The 19,802-nt window shown below is 68.5% G+C and carries 15 protein-coding genes and 2 pseudogenes; 3 read left to right on the forward strand and 14 right to left on the reverse strand.

The genetic code is table 11. The features are described from left to right. Window positions 1-235 precede the first annotated feature (235 nt). Window positions 236-409 (forward strand): hypothetical protein, encoded by a 174-nt coding sequence (locus tag J4N02_RS14665; RefSeq protein ID WP_182817082.1) that lies wholly within the window; start codon window positions 236-238, stop codon window positions 407-409. A 91-nt stretch (window positions 410-500) separates the two neighbouring features. Here J4N02_RS14665 and J4N02_RS14670 read toward each other — a convergent pair. From J4N02_RS14670 to J4N02_RS14730, 13 genes and pseudogenes are all read right to left on the reverse strand, one after another. Then, a pseudogene (locus J4N02_RS14670) lies at window positions 501-959 on the reverse strand (IS1634 family transposase); the annotation flags it as partial. Continuing rightward, window positions 946-1,801 (reverse strand): annotated as a pseudogene (locus J4N02_RS14675) (IS5 family transposase). The pseudogenes J4N02_RS14670 and J4N02_RS14675, both read right to left, overlap by 14 nt. Next, entirely contained in the window at window positions 1,776-2,696 is a 921-nt protein-coding gene (locus J4N02_RS14680; RefSeq protein WP_208090999.1) for an IS1634 family transposase, read from the reverse strand. The pseudogene J4N02_RS14675 and the gene J4N02_RS14680 overlap by 26 nt, the downstream one beginning before the upstream one ends. Window positions 2,697-3,174: 478 nt before the next feature. Beyond that, entirely contained in the window at window positions 3,175-3,783 is a 609-nt protein-coding gene (locus tag J4N02_RS14685) for a hypothetical protein (RefSeq protein ID WP_188334866.1), read from the reverse strand. A 3-nt stretch (window positions 3,784-3,786) separates the two neighbouring features. After that, window positions 3,787-4,952, reverse strand: a protein-coding gene (locus tag J4N02_RS14690) for an IS3 family transposase (RefSeq protein ID WP_208091000.1) whose coding sequence is annotated in 2 segments (ribosomal slippage) — window positions 3,787-4,706 and window positions 4,706-4,952 — 1,167 coding nt in all. Because the reading frame shifts where the segments join, the coding sequence is not laid out codon by codon here. Between the two features lie 28 nt (window positions 4,953-4,980). Beyond that, window positions 4,981-5,415: a hypothetical protein gene (locus J4N02_RS14695; RefSeq protein WP_188334710.1), complete on the reverse strand. Its 435-nt coding sequence runs from the start codon at window positions 5,413-5,415 to the stop codon at window positions 4,981-4,983. 237 nt (window positions 5,416-5,652) lie between these two features. Further along, window positions 5,653-6,618 (reverse strand): zinc-binding dehydrogenase, encoded by a 966-nt coding sequence (locus J4N02_RS14700; protein ID WP_188334711.1) that lies wholly within the window; start codon window positions 6,616-6,618, stop codon window positions 5,653-5,655. 25 nt (window positions 6,619-6,643) lie between these two features. Then, the gene (locus tag J4N02_RS14705) at window positions 6,644-8,401 is read right to left on the reverse strand and encodes an ABC transporter ATP-binding protein (protein ID WP_182817076.1); all 1,758 of its coding nucleotides are present in this window, start codon (window positions 8,399-8,401) and stop codon (window positions 6,644-6,646) included. Continuing rightward, a complete protein-coding gene (locus tag J4N02_RS14710; protein ID WP_182817074.1) occupies window positions 8,398-10,134 on the reverse strand; it encodes an ABC transporter ATP-binding protein in 1,737 nt (578 codons plus the stop codon). Before J4N02_RS14710 ends, J4N02_RS14705 begins: the two co-directional genes overlap by 4 nt. A gap of 4 nt (window positions 10,135-10,138) precedes the next feature. Beyond that, on the reverse strand, window positions 10,139-11,548 hold the full coding sequence (locus J4N02_RS14715; protein WP_188334712.1) for a hypothetical protein: 1,410 nt from the start codon (window positions 11,546-11,548) through the stop codon (window positions 10,139-10,141). Between the two features lie 275 nt (window positions 11,549-11,823). Continuing rightward, a complete protein-coding gene (locus J4N02_RS14720) occupies window positions 11,824-12,639 on the reverse strand; it encodes a Cof-type HAD-IIB family hydrolase (protein ID WP_182817070.1) in 816 nt (271 codons plus the stop codon). A gap of 10 nt (window positions 12,640-12,649) precedes the next feature. Continuing rightward, window positions 12,650-13,249, reverse strand: coding sequence for a recombination mediator RecR (gene recR / locus J4N02_RS14725; protein WP_182817069.1), 600 nt, complete (start codon window positions 13,247-13,249; stop codon window positions 12,650-12,652). Window positions 13,250-13,262: 13 nt separating this feature from the next. Beyond that, on the reverse strand, window positions 13,263-13,586 hold the full coding sequence (locus tag J4N02_RS14730) for a YbaB/EbfC family nucleoid-associated protein (RefSeq protein ID WP_182817067.1): 324 nt from the start codon (window positions 13,584-13,586) through the stop codon (window positions 13,263-13,265). A 214-nt stretch (window positions 13,587-13,800) separates the two neighbouring features. Between J4N02_RS14730 and J4N02_RS14735 the strand changes: the two genes are divergently transcribed. Both J4N02_RS14735 and J4N02_RS14740 read left to right on the forward strand, forming a co-directional pair. Beyond that, the gene (locus tag J4N02_RS14735; protein ID WP_182817065.1) at window positions 13,801-16,770 is read left to right on the forward strand and encodes a S8 family peptidase; all 2,970 of its coding nucleotides are present in this window, start codon (window positions 13,801-13,803) and stop codon (window positions 16,768-16,770) included. A 110-nt stretch (window positions 16,771-16,880) separates the two neighbouring features. Next, complete coding sequence (locus J4N02_RS14740; RefSeq protein ID WP_188334713.1) at window positions 16,881-17,402, forward strand: hypothetical protein; 522 nt, start codon at window positions 16,881-16,883, stop codon at window positions 17,400-17,402. 19 nt (window positions 17,403-17,421) lie between these two features. Here J4N02_RS14740 and J4N02_RS14745 read toward each other — a convergent pair whose 3' ends face one another. Then, on the reverse strand, window positions 17,422-19,776 hold the full coding sequence (locus J4N02_RS14745) for a DNA polymerase III subunit gamma and tau (RefSeq protein WP_188334716.1): 2,355 nt from the start codon (window positions 19,774-19,776) through the stop codon (window positions 17,422-17,424). Window positions 19,777-19,802: the final 26 nt, after the last annotated feature.

Raw genomic sequence — 19,802 nt, forward strand, 5'->3', positions numbered from 1 at the left:
ACGAGGCGAACCCCGCGGTACCACCCTTCTTGGGTCGTCGACTCTCAGTTGCCTGAGCTTGTCGCTGCCTGAGCTTGTCGAAGGCCCCACTCTTGCTCGCCGCGGCCGGTTCTAGTGAGGCCTCCGCTCGTGGTTGAGCTTCGAGACCCGTTCTTCCGGCAGCTCCGGGGTGATGGCCCCATCGACGCCGTGCGACGCGCGTCAGTGTACATGGGTGCGCTGGCAGGATGGTCGCGTGGACCTCCTGCTCTGGGCACTGCTCACCATCGGCGCGCTGGTCGTGGTCGGGTCGTACTTCCTGGTGCGCAAGCTGCCCCGCGACATCCGCCCGGTGGCCATCGTGCCGCTGGTGGTGGTGTTCGTCGGGTTCATCATCGGCGCGCTCGCGCTGGCGGGGGTGTTCGGCTGACGATCGAGGCGGCCGCGTGCCCGAGGCGTCCGCCGTTTGCGTCACGCCCTTGGGGTGCCGCGGCACTCAGGCCTGAGTTGGGTCAAGCGGCTTAGTGCCTTGAGCTGGCTTGTTTGAGGTCGTCAAGGACGGCCTGCTCGTCGTCGCCGGGGGCTGGTGGCAGGGTCTGGATAGCGCCGTTGGCCTGGATCGTTGCTGAACGCAGCGGACGGAGTTGGCGCAGGACTCGACGTAGCGACAGGCCGGTCCGGTCCTGGACGGTGCGGCCGATGGCTAGGGCGGTGAACACGATGGTCAGGTGCGCCTCGATGGAGTCGCGTCGTCTGGCGAACAGTGGGCGGGCCCTCAGGTCACTCTTGGACATCCTGAAGGAGTGCTCCACGTGCCACAGGTCGGCATAGGAGCTGATCACCTCGGCAGCGGGCAGCACCGTGGCCGGGATGTTGGTGACCAGGCCTTTGAGTCCTGCCAACCGCCGGGCTCGGGCCAGCGCGGCTTCGTCCAGGACCAGTCCGTCGGTCTGTGTCTTGACGAACCTAGGGCGTGTCGCGTAACTGGTCTCGTAGGCAGATGATGGTGCTGGCCAGGACGAGGCCGGCGCGGTAGTTGCGAGCGAGTTTGTCGTAGCGGGTGGCGATGGCGCGGAACTCCTTGATCCGGTTGAAGAAGCGTTCCACCACGTTCCTGCCCTTGTAGATGGTGGGATCGAAGGCAGGTGGGCGACCGCCGCGGCTGCCCTTGGCCTTGCGACGGGCGATCTGGTCGGAGCGTTCGGGGATGGTCACCTTGATCCTTCGCCGCCGGAGCTCGGTTCGGGTCGAGGGATGGGAGTAGGCCTTGTCCGCGACCACCCGGACAACCCGGTGAGGGGCAAGATCGATCACATCCAACAGGCGGGGGTTCTCACCGGCCTGACCCGGGGTGACCACCAGCGAGCACAGGTGACCGGAGGCGTCGACCAGGGCGTGGGACTTCGTCGTCCACCCGCCACGGGAGTGCCCCAAGGCGTGATCAGCTGGTTCGGCCCGAGGATTCTTGTAGTTCGGTGGATCCCCCTTTTCGGGCGCCGGCAGCGTGCTTGTGGGCCCGCACGATCGTGCCGTCCACCACCGCGACCAGACCTTCTGCCTCCGGTGAACCGGCGATGGCGGTGAGGATCTTGTCCCAGGTACCGTCCTGGGCCCACGCGTTGAAGCGGCGCCACAAGCTCGACCACGATCCGAACTCGGCCGGCACGTCCCGCCACGGCGACCCCGTCCGCAACCGCCAACAGATGCCCTCCACCGTCCGCCGGTGGTCATTCCACGGACGGCCGCCCTTCGCGCCCCCACGCGGCATCAACGGCTCAATCCGCGCCCACATCTCGTCACTGAACTGAGGACTCCTGGTCACAAAGACAACCCTGACCCAAACCACCCAAATCAGTTACGCGACACGCCCTAGGCGTCCGGGCTGGTTTGTCCCCCTCGATCGCTGCCCGGGCCCGGTTCTCCTGGGCGGTGAGGGTCTTGTTGTCCCGGGCGAACCGCTTGGCCGAGTAGGACCACACCGCCCGCCACGAGTTGCGGTGCTGCTCGGGGTCCCAGACCGGCTCGCGACGCTTGGCGGTGTCGTTGTCGGTGTTCTTGCCGACCTTGGGGGTCAGGGTGTCGATGACCTGGCCGTCGGTGAACACATCCCCGTGCCAGCGGAAGTGGGAGGCCAGGTCGATCGGGGCCTTGGTGGTCTTGGACCCGACGATGAAGGTGTGCCCGGCCTGATCCAGGGCCTTCAAATTGGCAGCCGACAGCATCCCGGCGTCAGCGACCACGACCAAGTCCTCGATCTCGTGCCGGGCGGCGAAGGCCTCGATGATCGGCACGATCGTGTGCGTCTCGGCCTTGTTGCCCTCCCAGCACCCGATCTCCAACGGGAAACCGTGCCGGTCGACCAGCAGACCGACGATGATCTGCGGGTCGACCCGGCGTTCCTTGGAGTAGCCGACCTTGCGCAGGGCATCTTCCTCAGCGGCTTCGAAGTGCAGCGTGGTCACGTCGTACAGGCACAACGACACATCCCCGCTGGCCCGGGCCTGCTCGAAGCACAGTTTGGCGACCTGGTCGCGGTAGGCCCCGTCCTGGCATCGGCCCAACGTGCGCTTGCGCGTCGACAGGCTGGCCGCGGTCCGACCCAGGTCTGCCAGCACCCGGTCCACGTCCAGCAGGCTGGTCGGCTCCACCACCCGCGCGATGACCAGGTCGCGGAACACCTCATCGTCCAGGACGTCGAAACCCAGGTCGGTGTACACCCGGCCAACGCCTCATACAGCAACGCCGAGGACGTTCGCAGCACACGAGGCGCGGCCACCACCGGGCGCCGCACCGGGCCCTTGACCTGCTCCCCGAACAGCGTCTCGGCCGGGGCCGGCACCATCGCGGCCCAAGGAACTGGCAGCGACAGCCCCAGATCCAACTGCCCCTGGGCATCGTCCTGGAGCAGCTTGCTGGCCTGGGCCATCAGCAGCCCAAGCTCGGCCTCATCGTGCGCCGACCCCACGTGCCGCACGATGCGACGTCGACCACCCACCGACTCAGCGATCTGCACCGCGGTCGCCCCCGAGGCCGTCCGCACCCGCCGAATCCACGCCATGCCCCGATCCTAGAGTCCCGCTTAGTGCCTAAACGAAGCACCAAGCCACGGCATCACCGCAAGTCACGGCCCCTACCGATGCAAGAATCGCCGAACGGTGACCCAACTCAGGTCAGGCGGCGTGATCCTCCTCGCGGTCAGCCCGCCGCACCCGCCCGTGGCTGCTCGTGGATGGCCCGCGCGACCTGGTCGAGGAACTTGTCGGGGCACACCCGCAGTCCGAGGACGGGAATCTGGAAGCTCCGCATCGCGCGGTTGCCGAGGGCCAGGTCGTTGAACCGGAGGGCGTCATCGATCCCCGCCGTGCCCTGGAAGTGCTGGGCGCCCTGGATCTCGACGTGCAGGTTGAACTTGTCCCAGAAGACATCGAGGTACACGCGGCCGTGCGTGCCCGATCGCAGGACCTGGCGCGACGGCTCAGGCAGCCCCCGACGTCGACACAGCGCAGCGAAGTCGAGTTCCGACAGTGACTGCGCCCCGTTGCAGACGTCGGCGATGACGCCGTCGAGCACGGATCGCCGATGGGCGTACCCGGTGCGCTCCCAGCGGGCGAGCACGGCCGTGGGGTGGACGAGTCGTTGTTGCACCGCCATGGCCACGATCGTCGCCGCCTGCCGATCGGTGGACGCCCACTGCGCGGCCCGCACGACGGCCAGGTCGGCCCGTGTCCGGCGCAGGCCGATCTCCACAAAGTCGCCTATGTCGCGCTGGGCTGCGGGATGGAATCCGGACCGCTTGATATTCATGTTTCAGGCTGCCTTGTTGGTTTCGTACCAGTCCTGCTCTGCTTCGTTCGGGGTACGATATTGAAGCGCGGAATGCAACCGTTTCTGATTGTAACGCAACTCGATGTAGCGTGCAATATCCCGGATAGCATGCCGCCGAGTCGGATACACGGTCCGATGAACCCGCTCCACTTTCAAGGTCGCATTGAACGACTCAGCCCACGCATTGTCATAGCAGATCCCAGTCCGTCCGACCGACCGAACAATCCCAGCCGCGCGCGTGAACTCGGCAAACTCGGCCGACATGTATTGAGTCCCGCGATCCGAATGGAAAATCGTCTCCCCGCTGCGGACATGGCCATTACTGATCGCCATGGCCAGGGCGTCGGTGACCAGCTCGGTTCGCATGTGCTCGGCCATCGCGTACCCGACGACCTTCTTCGTGCAGCAGTCCAGCACGGTGGCCAGATACACCCACCCCTGCCAGGTCGGAATGTAGGTGATGTCGCCGACCAGCTTGAGCCCGGGCTCGTCGGCGGTGAAGTCCCTGTTGACCAGATCCGGCAGATCCTTCGCGTCAGCCGGGATCGTGGTCCTGGGCCCGCTGCGGCGCGGCTGACAAGCCACCAAGCCACGCTCGGCCATGATCGCACGCACCGTCTGCGGGTCACACGGCCTGCCTGCCCGCACCAAGGCGGCATGGATCCGTCGGTAGCCGTAGGTGGCGTCGGAGTCGGCGAACAGGACCTCGATGATGTCGCCGAGCTCGTCGCGCCACCGCTGGGTCACCGAGACCGGCCGGTTGAGCCACTCGTAGTAGCCGGCCCGCGACACCCTCGCCCACCGACACATGCTCCGGATCGAGTAGTTGCCTTCTTCGCTGTTGATGAACGCGTACTTCGCGGTCACCGGAACTCTTTGGCGAAGAAGGCCGCCGCTTTTCCCAGGAACTCCCGCTCGGCCTTCAACTCGCGGACCTCTTTACGCAACCGTGCCAGTTCAGCACGCTCCGGTTCGCTGATCTCCGGTAACTCATCCGGGTGGTCCCGCCGATACGCATTCACCCAATTCCTGAGTGTTTCCGAGCCGATACCATGATCACGCGCGACCTCGGCAACAGTCCGCGACGACTCAATCACCGCACGAACCGCCTCCGCCTTGAATTCCGGGCTGAACTTCTTCCGGGTCATTCGATCCCTTCCATTTCTCCCACGGATTCTACCGGTGGGGGCTCTTGGTCCGGAAACAATCCCTCACCTCACGCACTTGGTGGTGCCTGACGCCGGCGATCGCGCGCACCCGGCGGTTGTGGGCGACGGTGACGTCGAGGAGTTCCTCGTTCCAGTTCTTCAACCCCCAGGCGAACAGCGACGTCACACCGTCGAGCACGGCACTGGCCCCCGATTCCCACAGTGCCCGCCACCACAGCCCCCGCCCGGTGGGTGCATCGCTGGTGATCGACACCGTGTGCTTGCCCGCCGGGTGCCACAGGCCCCCCTCGATCGCGCTGCGCACCTGGCCGCGCGTGAGAGCGGCCCGATGGAGCATCGCGTACGTGACGACGCCATCGTGCGGGGCGGCCAACCGGGTCGCCAACTCGTGGCGACGCCGTGTCTCGATCCGGGCGGCGGCCGCTCGCTCGGCGCGTGTCATGGGAGATGTGATGACCCTCGATTCCATGCTGGGATCATCGGCAGTTGGCGGTGATTCCCGTCACCGAATCCTCCCCGTCCACAGGGCCAATTCGGAGGAGGAAAGTTGTCCACACGTGGCATGTCCTGCTGGCGGCGCCCCGCGCCCGAGGCGTCCGTGGATTGGATCACGCCAGACTCGCGCCGCGGCACACAGGGAGCGTGACGCAAACGGCGGACAACCCTCCGGGGCCCGCGATCAGGGGGTCAGCACGACCTTGCCCAGCACCTCGCCCGCCCCCAGCGCCGCCATCGCGGCCGGCAACGCGTCGAAACCCACCACCCGGTCGATCGGCGGTCGCATGCCGGTGCGCTCCATCAGAGACAGGACGCCCTCCAGTTCGGAGCGCGTGCCCATGGTCGAACCGATCACCCGCAACTGGAGGAAGAACACGCGGTTCAGGTCGGCCGGCGGGTTCGGACCCGACGTCGCCCCGCACACCACGACCGTCCCGCCGGGGCGCAGCGACTTCAGCGAGTGCGACCACGTCGCCTCGCCGACCGTCTCGACGACGAGGTCGACCCGTTCGGGCAGCCGCGCACCCGGCTCGAACACCTCATCGGCCCCCAGGGCCAACCCGAACTCGCGCTTGGCCTCGGAGCGCGCCGTCGCCCACACCCGGTGCCCGAGGGCTTTCGCGACCTGGATCGCCGCCGACGCCACCCCACCCGAGGTGCCCTGGACCAGCACGGTGCCCGGCTTCCACAGCCCCGAGTCGCGGGTGAGCATCCGGAACGCGGTCAGGTAGGCGGTCGGCACGCAGGCGGCCTCCTCCCACGACAGCCCCGCGGGCTTGTCGACGAGGTTCGCCTCGGGAACCGCAACCCACTCTGCGAACGTGCCTTGGTGCTGCTCCGACAGCAAGGAACGACGCGGGTCGAGGGTCTCATCACCCGACCATCCGGCCGACGAGATCACCGCGTGCACCAGCACCTCGCGTCCGTCGGCGGTGGTGCCCACGGCGTCCGTACCCAGGATCATCGGCATGCGCTCGGCCGGCAGCCCCACCCCCCGCAGCGACCACACGTCGTGGTGGTTCACCGACGCCGCACGCACCCGCACGTTCACCCAGCCGTCACCGGGAGTCGGGTCGGGCCGCTCCCCCACCACGAGTGCGGCGAGGGGATCGGCCGGATTGGCAGCTTCGACAAAGGCGGCGCGCATGGCCCCAGCGTAGGGTAGGTGGCTATCACCCACGGTCACCCTGGTAGGCCTCGCTCTGGAGAGCGTGCAGTTCCGCGAAGCGACCCCCGGTTCTCAGGAGGTCGACGGGCGTCCCCTGTTCCACGACGCGGCCGCGGTCGAGGACCACCACGCGATCGGCCATCCTGGCCGCGAGTAGCCGGTGGGTCACGAACACGACGGTGCACTCATCGCCCAACGCGCGACGCGCCTCCCCGGTCGCGAGCGATTCGACGAAGACGCGCTCGGCCTCCGGGTCGAGTGCAGAACTCGGCTCGTCGAAACACATCAGCATCGACCCCTGACGAACCAGACCCCGTGCCAACGCGAGCCGCTGCCACTGACCCTGGGAGAGATCGACGCCCCCAACCCAGCCTGTGCCGAGTTGTTGCTCCCAGCCACCGAGCAGCCCGTCCACCAGCGTGGCCGCCCCACCCAGACGCGCGGCGTCCCTCAGGTGTGCGCCATCGTCGATCCGTTCGACATCCCCGAAGCCAACCGCGTCGCGGGGCGTCAACTCGTAGCGCACGAAGTCCTGGCTGACCATCGATACGCGCTGCCGCTCGGAGGCAGGGGAACCTCCGACCTGCACGGCGCCGGACGTCGGCCGCAGCAGGCCGAGCATGAGGTTGACCAACGTGGACTTGCCCGAGCCGTTGTCCCCCAGGAGGACCACAACCTCGCCCGGCGCCAGTGTCAGGGTGACGTTGCTCAGCGCGTCGGACGACGCCCCCGGGTACCGATAGGAGGCGTGGTCGACCACAACGCCGGCCGCCATGCGGTTGGCCGGCACCCGGGCGGGCTGCGCCTCGGCGGCCGCGCGGTCCACCAGCCACAGGTAGCGGTCCATGCTGCGGATCGACCGGAGGGCCATCGTGCTGGTGAACTTGAGCATCGGGGCCACCCCGGCCAGGCGGGTCACCAGCAGGAAGGCCTGCGCGACGGCGCCCGCGGAGATGAGGCCGACGCTGGCATCGCGGATGGTGAGGACCATCGCTGCCCCCGCCGCGACGAAGAACAGGATCGACTCGGCACCTTCGAGGAGTGCCACCCTCACCCCCGTCCGCTCGGTCGGCAGCCGCCAGGCCTGCGTCACCTCTCCCAGGCGGCGCCGCAGGAGCGCGTGCATGTCGTGGACGGCGGCATCCTCGGCCGCAGAGGGGTCCGCCATTGCATCGGCGAGTTCCTCCCGCATCCGTCCCGGACGCGCCGAGTCCTGCTCAGCTCGCTGCTCCGCCCGTGCCACCCAGCGCGTGCTGAGCAGGGCCGCAGCCCCGGCGAGCAGGGGGATCGCCATCCACCACGAGGCGGTCACCGCGACCAAGATGGTCCCCATAGCGAACACCAGGTTGTTCACGACGTACAGCAGCCGGTTGATCCCCAGCCCGAGGGCGCCCTGCTCCTCGGTCAAGAGCCTGATCCGGTCGTTCACCTCGTCGTCCTGCAGGTGCTCGATCGTGGGCAACCGACCGAGGACACCCAGGATCTTCTGGTCGAATCGGAAGCCCAGACGCTCCATGAGGCGGACGCGAGCACCGACGCCCACGGCCATGAACGCCTCACCCAGACCCGCCGCGACTGCGAAGCCGAGTGCGCCCAGCACGGCACTCGTTGGGTGGTCGGAGACCAGACCGCCGACCAGCAGGCCGAGGAACACCGGGCGGCTCAACTCCAGGACTCGCCCGAGCGTTTCGACGAAGGCCAGCAGGAATGTGGCCGGAGACTCCGCCCACGCCTCGGTGACCAGCAGACGGATCGCCCTCATGACGTTCCGCCTGCGACCAAACCATCCCGCTGGGCGACGAACATCTTCGCGTAGGTCCCGCCCAGCGCCATCAGTTCGTCGTGGGTGCCCGACTCCGCGATTCGCCCCTCGTCCAGCACCACGATGCGGTCATGGTTCCGGATGCTTCCGAGCCTGTGGGTGATGGTCAATGAGGTACGACCGCGCGTACTGCTACGGAAACGCTGGAACAAGGCGTGCTCAGTGGGGAGGTCGAGGCTGGCGGTGGGTTCGTCCAGGATCAACAGACCCGCGTCCGGGTGTGTCTTGAGAAGAGATCGTGCCAAGGCCACGCGCTGCCATTGCCCCCCGGACAACTCCGTCCCGCCGTCGATTCCAGTCACGAGGGGCGTGTCCACACCTTGGGGGAGGTCCTGGACGAACTCCACCACCCCTGCGTCCTCGAGAGCCACCTCCAGTGCCGCAGGCTCGTGCTCGCGACCACCATGGACATTCTCCGCCAGCGTCAGGGGGAATCTTCCGTATCGTTGCCACACGACCGCAGCCGCGGGAGCTCCGGGCTCCGCACCGATGGCGACCCGTCCGCCCACCGGCTCCAGCAGGCCGGTCAGAACCCTGACGAGGGTGGACTTGCCCGCGCCGTTCACTCCCACGAGCGCGACCGCCTCCCCCGGTGCAATTTGGAGGGTCAGGCCATCCAAGACTGGGACCCCATCGTCATAGGCGGCCACGAGATCCTCGATCAGGATCTCGCCCGGCTGGCAGCTGGGATCGACAGGACGCTCCGGTTTCCGGGCGGCATCGACGGACTCGTCAAGGGCGTCCAGAGCTGCGACCGCCGCACCTCCCGCTCGCACCGAGAGACCGGAGTCCCCTTGGTTCCCGAACGAGGCCAGACTCGTGAGCCCGGCGACCACGGTCGCAACGGCACCGACCGAGATACGCCCCGCCCACGCATCCCACACGAGCAGGGCCAGTGCGCCCAGGTGCGCGACCATGACAGCCAGTGCGCTCCCACCCACCGCCCAGGCGCGTCCCCGCCGCATCGCCCAGACCTCTCGCATGGCTCGCAGCCACGTCTGCCGCCAACGCTCGGTCACCACCGCATGGATGCCGAACACCCTCAATTCCCGGGCCCCGGACCTCTCCACCACGAGGGTGCGGAGGTAGGCGGCCCGAGCCCGGTCCGTCCCGGTGACGTCGAGCAGGTCGTCGTCGACCGAGTCCGACCACCGGGCCGAGAGCTTGGCCGACCACAAAAAGGCGGCGGCGATGATGACCCCGACCCACCATCGCCACGTACCCACGATGATGAGGCCACCGGCGGCAGTCAGCCACATGGTCGCCACGAACACGAGACTTCCCAATGAGTCGCGAACCATCCAGCCGTCAACCGCCTCCCTGACCGCCCGGACGCGCTGGGACACCTCGGGGGATCGCAGCGCCACGGCGGCTCTCGGACGGCCCAGCAGGGAACCGATCCGGTCGTGCAGGGCCACGAGGAAGGCGGACTCCCAACGCATCACGCTCCAAGCCGTCGCGGCGTCCAGCACACTCGATGCCGCGAGCACGGCCGCATAGAGGACAGCAGCTTGGATGGCGCGTTCATATCGGCCTGCCTGGAGTTCACTGATCGTCGCACCCAGGAGCCACATGATTCCGACCGAGGCCACCGCCCCCGCCACCAGCAAGACGGGCGTGAGGACTGCCAGGGGGCGAGCAGATCGCGCGGCGAAGAAGAAGATCCGCAGCACCAGATCACCCTTCCTGAGTCAGGAGTTCAACGTTCTCTCGAACAACTTCCCACTCAGGCCGAAGGGCTGACAGCATCGCCAACTGGTCACACATCCACGCACGCCGCAAGCGCTCGTCCATCTCGCGGGACTTCACTTCCAAAGACAGCAGCTCAAAGGTCTCCACCAATGGATCTGTCAGATACGCAACTTCCACTCCCGACAGCAGGTCGGCCATCTCGTCCACGAGTCCAGCATTTCCAGCAGCCTGTGCGGCATGCAGTAACCTCTCATGACGTTCCGGCTGCATTCGATAGGAGTTCAAATACAGGGTCATCGCCTCATGAAACTCTCCTGCGAGGAACTTCAGGCGTGCTGAAACGGCGATCAATGCTGCAGTATCAGCACACTCGTCAAGACCGCGGGCGATCAGTTGCGACGCGTCGTCCATCCGGCCCGCATCTACCAAGAAGTCAGCGACTCGGACCCAGTGATCAGCAAACTGGGGCTCGAGATTCGCTGCAAGACGAAGCCGCGTCTCACCTTCCCTCACGAGATCCGGCTCAGCCGCCCAAGTCAATACCCTCCCGAAGTTCGACTCAAATATTGCCCGCGCGTGGGGTGGCAGGGAATCTCCTACCTGACTCTCGAACCACGAATAAAGACTGCGACACTCGTCGAATCTCCCGGTTGCGGCGAAGAAGAGACCCAGAGCATTGACCCACGACTCAAGTTCCAGCGGGTCGGCGTCATGCCCTAGGGCCATGGCGATTTCATACAATTCAGTTGCGTAACCCTCAATGTGGGCGCGAGGTTCCCGGAGCAGCGGGCCAAGTCGTTGATTGATCACCACCAAGTCAGCCAAGGCCGCCGCCCTCATCCGTGGAAGCTGAGGGTCCACACTCCGTGCAATCTGCGCGGCTTCAAGGTCACGGCCCAAGACACGAAGGAGCACCATGAGCCGCCCGAACAGGACCTCGTCGTTCAGCGTTTCCGCATTGATTCTGCTCAGCAGCCTGTCCAACCACTTCTCGGTCAACCAAGGGTTGCCCGAGTCCACAGACGACAAGAGATGAACCAAGGCCTCACTGACGTCACCTAGCAGCCAGCGGGGCGTCGGCTCCGAGTTTCGCTCTGGGTTGATGACCCGCACCCGGTACCGACCGGGCATCGCCGCGAACATTTTGGCAGCGAAGAGGGCGTCCCCTTGGTCCCTAATTTGAAACTCTTGGTTCTCCGCCAAGAATTCCGGAGCAATCTTGACGGCTAATTGACAAAGGCGAGCCTCTTGTTTAGCTACACCACTATATCTCAAAGACTTCCCGGGCTCCCAAGTGTCTATGTAGCCCGGAAGTAGAAAGCTCAGACCCGTCGCGGCAACTGAAGGATGCACGTCGGGATGGTAACCCAGCCATTCCCTCAAGTAATTGAACATTGGATTTCGATGCCCGCGGGGCTGGGATCTACCTCCCAGCCCCGCATCGCTCGTGCTACTTGCAGTGCCTGTAGACCTCACCCTTGGAACAGGAGCTCAAGGGGGATGCAGTGCGAATCGTCACGGTATTCTCCATTCAATCAAGCGGCCACGGGGGTATGGCCTCCCCGGGACTCTACGCAACTGTTGCGACCCACGCCCCCTCCAATAGACTGATTTACGATGCCACCAAAGGACTAGTCAGGGGCTGGCGACTCAGCGTAACCGCGGTCGGATCACAGACCGAGCAGGCGCTCGATCACGACGGCGACCCCGTCGGCGTCGTTGGTCAGCGCGATCTCGTCGGCGGCCTCGATCGCGCCGGGCACGCCGTTGCCCATCGCGACGCCCAGGCCCGCCCAGGCCAGCATCTCGACGTCGTTGAGGTTGTCGCCGAACGCCACCACCCCGGACGCCTCGATCCCCCGATCGGCGGCGAACCGGGCCAGCGCCGTCGCCTTCGACACCCCGGCCCGCCCGACCTCGAGGAACGGTGCCCCCGAGGTCGTCGGGTGCACGCCCGGCACATGCAAATCACGCGCCACCTCGAGCATGAACTCCGGTTCGACCCGGTGGTCGGGGTGCCTGATCACGAGCTTCACCGACGGCTCGGCCAGCACCTCGTCGAGGTGCGCGAACCGGTGGACCACCGGCCACAGGGCGTTTTCGTGGCCCGGGTCCTGGTGGCCGGTGTAGCCGTGCTGGGCGACGTAGGTGTTGCCGGCGTCCCGCACCGACACCACGTGGGCGTCGGGGAAGCGCTCCAGCAGGGCCAGCGCGATCGTGCGCTGGGCGTCGAGGTCGATGACCTCCTCGAACAGCACCGCCCGCGAGGCCAGGTCGACGGCCACCGACCCGTTCGACCCGACGACCGGGCCCTCCAACGCCGTCCCGGCCACGATCGCGCCGATCGAGTACGGCTGCCGTCCCGAGATGGCCAGCACCTCCACCCCGGACGCCCTCGCCGCAGTGAACGCCGCCCGGGTGCGGGGGCTGATCCGGTGGCTGCTGTTGAGCAGCGTCCCGTCGACGTCGGTCGCGATCAGCTTCACCACGTCAGGCTCACACCCCCACCTGTCGGCGTCCGGCAAAGGCGCGGCCCAGGGTGACCTCGTCGGCGAACTCCAGGTCGCCACCCACCGGCAGCCCGGACGCCAGCCGTGACACCGTGATGCCGGTGGGGGCCAGCAGCCGGGTCAGGTAGGTGGCGGTGGCCTCGCCCTCGACGTTGGGGTCGGTCGCGAGGATCACCTCGGTGACGACCGGTCCAGACAGGCGACGCAGGAGTTCGGCGACGTGCAGGTCCTCGGGGCCGACGTGGTCGATGGGGCTGATCGCCCCACCCAGCACGTGGTACAGCCCCCGGAATTCGCGGGTGCGCTCGATGGCGGCGACGTCCTTGGATTCCTCGACCACGCAGATCGTCGCCTGGTCGCGTCGGGGGTCGCGGCAGATGCGACACGTGGTGTCCTCCGACACGTTGAAGCAGATGTCGCAGAACCGCACCTTCTCGGCGACCTCGCGGAGGGCGTCCGCGAGGCGCTCGACCTCCTCGCGGTCGGCGTTCAGCAGGTGGAACGCGATGCGTTGCGCGCTCTTGGGCCCCACGCCGGGGAGCCGGCCCAACTCGTCGATCAGCGCCTGGATCGGACCTTCGTACACGCCGACCGCGCCGTCAGAAGGGCAGGCCGGGGATCTGGGGCATGGCGGCGGCCGCCAGCGCCTGGACCTGGTTGTTGGCGTCGCGCACGGCCGCCACGACCAGGTCACCGAGGGTCTCGGTGTCGTCGGGGTCGACTGCCTTCGGGTCGATGCGCACCTCAGTGAGCTCACCGGAGCCGGTCATCGTGACCCGGACCAGGTCGCCGCCGGCGCTGCCGGTCACGGTCTTGGTGGCCAGTTCGGCCTGCGCGTTCTGCATCTGGGCCTGCATGGCCTGGGCCTGGGCGAGCAACGAGTTCATGTCGAACCCGCCACCCTCGGTGCCGAACAGGGACATCGACGCCCTCCTCTCGTCGCGGCCCATCGTAGGTCATCCCGCCCTCACCCCCGGGGGTACGCCTACCCCCTCACTCTTCAAGAGTGAAAAACCCTGACGGTGCGGCCGATTTACTTCTCTCCCTGAAGGAACCAAAATCTCTCCCCACCAAGGGCGGTCACGCAGTTGTGGCCGCGTCACGCCTTGTCATGGACGTAACCCGGAGGGAACCACCGTGGACCAGACCCCACGCCGACGCTCACGCCTCCTCGCGTGCGGTGCGGCTCTCGCCCTGCTCCCAGCTCTCGCGCCACCGGCCTACGCGGCCGACGAGGTGAAGCTGGACCAGACGAAGAAGACCTTCATCGTCCAGATGAAGGGCGACCCCGTCGCCACCTACGACGGCGGCGTCCAGGGCATCCCCGCCACCAAGCCGGCCACCGGCAAGAAGGTGAACGCCAAGTCGGGCAACGCGAAGAAGCTCGAGGCCCACAATCGCAACGAGCAGCGCAAGGCCCTGCGCGACGCCAACGTCAAGGAGTCGGCCAAGACGCACGAGTTCACCGTCGCCTTCAACGGCTTCACCGCCAAGCTGACCGAGGCCGAGGCCGCGGTACTGAAGAAGGCGGCCGGCGTGGCCAACGTCTGGGAGGACGAGGTCCGCTACGCCGACACCGTCACGACCCCCGACTACCTCGGGCTCTCCGGCAAGAACGGCGTCTGGGCCAAGCAGTTCGGCGGTGACGCCAAGGCGGGCACCGGCATCGTGGTCGGCGTCCTCGACACCGGCATCGACCCCGACAACCCCAGCTTCGCCGCTCTGCCCGGCGCCAAGATGCCGGCCGGTGACTGGGCCTGCGAGACCGAGAACGACCCAACCTTCAAGTGCACCACCAAGATCGTGGGGGCTCGCTACTACGGCACCGAGTACGAGAACGACATTCGGTACGACTTCAACAGCCCCCGGGACACGAACGGCCACGGCTCCCACACCGCGGGCACCGCCGCCGGCAACCACGGCGTCGCGATGTCCATCCAGGGCAACACCATGGGCTCCGGGTCCGGGATGGCCCCAGCCGCACACGTCGCCGTCTACAAGGCCCTGTGGCAGACCGAAGACGGACGCGGCTCCGGCACGAGCTCCGGCCTGGTCCAGGCCATCGACGACGCAGTGGCCGACGGCGTCGACGTGATCAACTACTCCGTCTCGGGCTCCTCTGAGTACGTCGTGACCGCCGACGAGCTCGCCTTCATGGCGGCCGCCGAGGCGGGCGTCTTCGTCTCCACCTCGGCCGGGAACTCGGGCGACAGCGTCGGCGTCTCGTCGGTCGCGCACAACTCGCCGTGGACCATGACCGTTGCGGCCAGCTCGCACGACCGTGGCGTCGAGAACACGCTCACCACGGGTGACGGCACCACCTACGACGGCGTCGGCTACGGCGGCCCCACCGCCCAGCTCCCGATGGTGCTCGCCAGCACCATTCCCGCCGCCGGCTACACCGCCGCCCAGGCCGACCTCTGCGGCCCCGGCACGGTCGATGACGCCGGCGCCGCCGGCAAGATGGTCGTCTGCACCCGTGGAGAGCACCCCTTCGTGGACAAGGGCGCCGAGGTCGCGGCCTCGGGTGGCGCGGCGATCGTCGTTGCGAACTCCCCGACCGGCGCGAGCACCCTGCTGCCGATCATCTACTCGATCCCCGGCTTCCACCTGACCGCCGAGGACGGTGAGGCCCTGAAGGCGTACGTGTCCGATCAGGACGCCCCCACCGGCGCCATCAACGCCTCCAAGTACGTCGAGGTCGACGCCCCGTCGATGGCGAGCTTCTCGTCCTTCGGCCCGGCCCTGGCCGGCGGCGGCGACCTGCTCAAGCCCGACATCACCGCCCCCGGCGTGGACGTCATCGCGGCCTACAGCCAGGACCCCGACTCGGGTGACCCCCGCTTCGAGTCCCTGCAGGGCACCTCGATGTCGGCCCCGCACATCGCCGGCCTGGGCGCGCTGCTCAAGCAGAGGTTCCCGACCTGGAGCCCGATGGCCATCAAGTCGGCCATGATGACCACCGCCCGCCAGACGACGGACGAGGGCAAGGCGATCCTGACCGCCACCGGCGCGAAGGCCACCCCACTCAACTACGGCGCGGGTGAGGTCGTCCCGGCCAAGTCCTACAACCCAGGTCTGGTCTACGACTCCAACATCACCGACTGGGACATCTACGCCTGTGGGATCGGGCAGTTGCAGCTGGTCGGCGGTGCCGAGGTCTGCGCCCAGCTGCCCGCCAAGGACCCGAGTGACCTGAACTACCCGAGCATCAGCATCGGTGAGCTGACCGGCACCCAGACGATCACCCGCACGGTCAAGAACGTGAACAAGTCGGCCATGCAGTACCGCGCAAAGGTGGAGGCGCCCAAGGGCACCACGGTGAAGGTCGTCCCCGACAAGATCACCGTTCGCCCCGGCGGTAGCGCCACCTTCAAGGTGACGATCACCCGCACCGACGCGGCCCTCGGCAAGTACACCTTTGGTTCCCTCACCTGGGTGCCGAACTCGCCGAAGTACGAGACCGTGCGCAGCCCGATCGCGGTCAAGCCGATGGCCGTCTCGGCCCCCGTCGAGGTCACCGGCACCGGAACCAGCGGGGCGACTGACATCACCGTCACCCCGGGGTTCACCGGCACACTCAAGACCGACGTGGACGGCCTGATCCCCTCCGACGTCGTTGCGCAGAGCGTCGTCCGGGAGGACGGCACCCCTCTCGACGGCTACTTCTTCTGGGAGGTGACCAAGGACACCAAGGTCTCGCGCTTCGCCACCTACGATGAGGAGGTCGCCGCCAAGGACATCGACCTGTACGTGTACCGGTTCAACCCGGCCGACAGCACGGTCTCCCTGGTCGACCTGAGCGGCAACGAGGGCTCCTCCGAGGAGCTCACGCTGCGGCTGGCCCCGGGCATCTACGTGGTGTCCATCGACCTCTACAGCCCGGAGCCGTCGGTCAGCGTCCCGGTCCACACATGGGACGTCACGGACGCCGACGCAGACAACCTGACCGTACAGCCGGCGTCCGCGTCGGTCACCATGGCCCAGCCGGTGACCTTCACCGCGGCCTGGTCCGGCCTGACCGCGGGCCAGCGCTACCTGGGTCAGGTCAACTTCCTCGAGGGCGACACCCCGGCGGGCAGCACGCTCGTCACCGTCAACCCGTGAGGTAGTCGCACAACGCACCACCAAGGGCCCCCTCCCGGCACGTCCGGGAGGGGGCTCCCCCTTTCCCGCACCGCATCGCACCTAGACTGGGACGCCTAGAGGAGGTCGCCATGCACCGACGCACACGTCTCCGGGCCGCGGCCGGCGCGCTCGCGCTGGGCCTGCTCCTCGGCGGCTGCGCCACGAGCCCCTCGGAGGAACCGATGACCACCGCGACGCCCCGCGAGCCCCGCCCGACCGTCCCCGGCAAGACGCCATCCCCGCAGCCGACCACGCTGCCCCTGCCCTCGGACGGACCGACACCGCCCGCCGCGCCGGCCACGCCGGTGCCCGATGACGTGCTGGAGCTCCCGGGTGTCAGGGAGGCGATCGCGGCCGAGGCCGAACGCCGCGGCGTGGCCCCCGACGAGGTGAGCGTCGTGGAGTACGCCGACGTCACCTGGCCCGACGGCAGCATCGGGTGCCCGCAGCCGGGGATGATGTACACGCAGGCCCTCGTGCCGGGCCGCCGCCTGCTGCTCGAGGTGCAGGGCGAGGTCGCCAGCTACCACTCCGGCGGAGGCCCCGCCTTCGGGTACTGCGCCAACCCACGACCCGCACTCCCGGCCGCGCCCGACACGCGCCCCCGCTGACGCGGGCGCGCACGAGCGGTCAGAGCTCGGGCTCCTCCTCGCCGATCAGCTCGGCACCCAGGTGCTTGGCCAGCAACTCGTCGGCGCCCGCACCGTCGTCGTCGAGGTCGATGTCGTCGGGCGACTCCTGGGCCTCGGCCTCCTCGTCGATCGGGCCGACCTGCGTGGCCTGGATGTTGGCCCGCGCCTGCTCGGCGCCCGGGGACGGCGGCGCCGCGGCCGGGGGCTGCTGCTGCACCGGCTCGGGAGCCGGGGCGCTCTGGTAGGCCGGCGCCGGCGGGGGCGGCGGTTCGTTGCCCGCGATCGCCCGGATCGTCGGCGCCACCCCCAACACCTCGAGGACCGACTCACGCACGACCTGGTCGCTGCCGCCGCGCGAGAAGCTCTCCTGCGCACCGGGGTTGTTGAACGCCAGCGTCAGCACGCCGTCGGTGAAGTCGTGCACCTGCGCGTTCTCGCGCACCACGATCCAGGTGACGCGGCGGCGCTTCTTGATCGCGTCGAGCACCTCGGGCCAGCGCCCGCGCACCTGCGCGGTGGTGAGCACGGCCGGGTCACCGTTGCCGGACGCCGCGGGTGCGGCCGGGGCCGCGGGCTGCGGATCGGGCCGCGGCGCGGGAGCCGGGGGCTGGGGCGGCGCCTGCCACGGGTCGGGCTGGGCGGGGGCCTCGGGCCGTGACCGGGGAGCCGGTTCGGGGCGCGCCTCAGGCACAGGCCGCGCCTCGGGACGCCGCGGGGGCTGCTCCTGCGGCGGGGCCTCCGGCTGCAGGCGCGGCCGGGGCGCCGGACCGGGCTGCGGCGACGGGGCGGGCGCGGGAGCCGGGGCCGGGGCGTCCGACCGTTCGGGCCGGGGCGCGTGCGACTCGGCGCCGGCCGCCATCTGCAGGCGGCGCTCGATGCGGTCCAAACGTGCGTGGACCCCGCGCTCGTCGACGTCGGCACCCGGCAGCAGCACGCGGGCGCACATCAGCTCGAGGTGCAGGCGCGGGGCGGTCGTGCCGCGCATGTCGGTGAGGCCCTTGGCGATCACCTCGGCCGCGCGGGCCAGCTCGCCCGGACCCATGCCGTTGGCCTGCGTGGTGAGCCGCTCGCCCTGGTCGGCGGCCACGTCGACCAGGCCGGTGGCGAGGGCGTCGGGCACGGCGGCGATGACGATGAGGTCGCGGAGGCGGCGCAGGAGGTCCTCGGAGAAGCGGCGCGGGTCCTGGCCGACCTCGATGACCTTGTCGATGCACGCGAACACGCCGTGGGAGTCGCCGGCGGCGAAGGCGTCCATGATCTCGTCGAGGAGGCTGTCGGGCGTGTAGCCCAGCAGCCGCGTGGCCTGCTGGTAGCTGACGCCCGACTCGGCCGCGCCACCGAGCAGCTGGTCGAGCACCGACAGCGAGTCACGCACCGACCCGGCGCCGGCGCGCACCACCAGCGGCAGCACGGCGTCGTCGACCGACACGCCCTCGGCGGTGCACAGCTCGGACAGGTAGGCGGTCAGCGTGCGCGGCGGCACCAGCCGGAACGGGTAGTGGTGCGTGCGCGAGCGGATCGTGCCGATGACCTTCTCGGGCTCGGTCGTGGCGAAGATGAACTTCACGTGGGGCGGCGGCTCCTCCACCACCTTCAGCAGGGCGTTGAAGCCCTGCGGCGTGACCATGTGCGCCTCGTCGATGATGTAGATCTTGTAGCGGCTGTGCACGGGGGCGAAGAACGCCCGCTCGCGCAGGTCGCGCGCCTCGTCCACGCCACCGTGCGAGGCGGCGTCGATCTCGATCACGTCGATGCTGCCCGCCCCGCCGCGCGCCAGGTCGCGGCAGCTCTGGCAGGTGCCGCACGGCATCGGCGTGGGGCCCTGCTCACAGTTCAGGCAGCGGGCGAGAATGCGCGCGCTGGTGGTCTTGCCGCAGCCACGCGGGCCGCTGAACAGGTAGGCGTGGTTGACGCGGTTGTTCGTGAGGGCCCGCTGCAGCGGCACGGTCACGTGCTCCTGCCCGATCACCTGGTCGAACGTGTCGGGGCGGTAGCGGCGGTACAGGGCCAGCGGGGCGTCCGGACGCGCGGGCGGGGTCGGCGCCTTGGGCGCGGGCGGCGGCGGGGCCAACCCCTCGGGTTCGGACGCCGCGGGCTCGGCGACCAGCGCCATGGCCTCGTCGATGCCACCCTCGGCCTCGGCGTCCGCCTCGTCGGACTCCTCCGGGTCGATCGGGATCTCGTCGTACTCGTCGAGGGGGAGGTCCATCTCGGGGTCGTCGACCGGCGTCGGCTCGGTGGGCAGGATCAACTCGTCGGGCTCGGCGCCGAAGAGGTCGGGCCCGTCCTGCTCGTAGGCGGGCAGGCCGTCATCGACGACGTCACCCTCGTCGTCGTCGAACAGGCCACCCATCACGTCTTGTCCCACGCTCCGCACCC

It is taken from the genome of Propioniciclava sp. MC1595 (genome assembly GCF_017569205.1).
In the GTDB taxonomy this organism is placed as follows: Bacteria; Actinomycetota; Actinomycetes; order Propionibacteriales; family Propionibacteriaceae; genus Propioniciclava.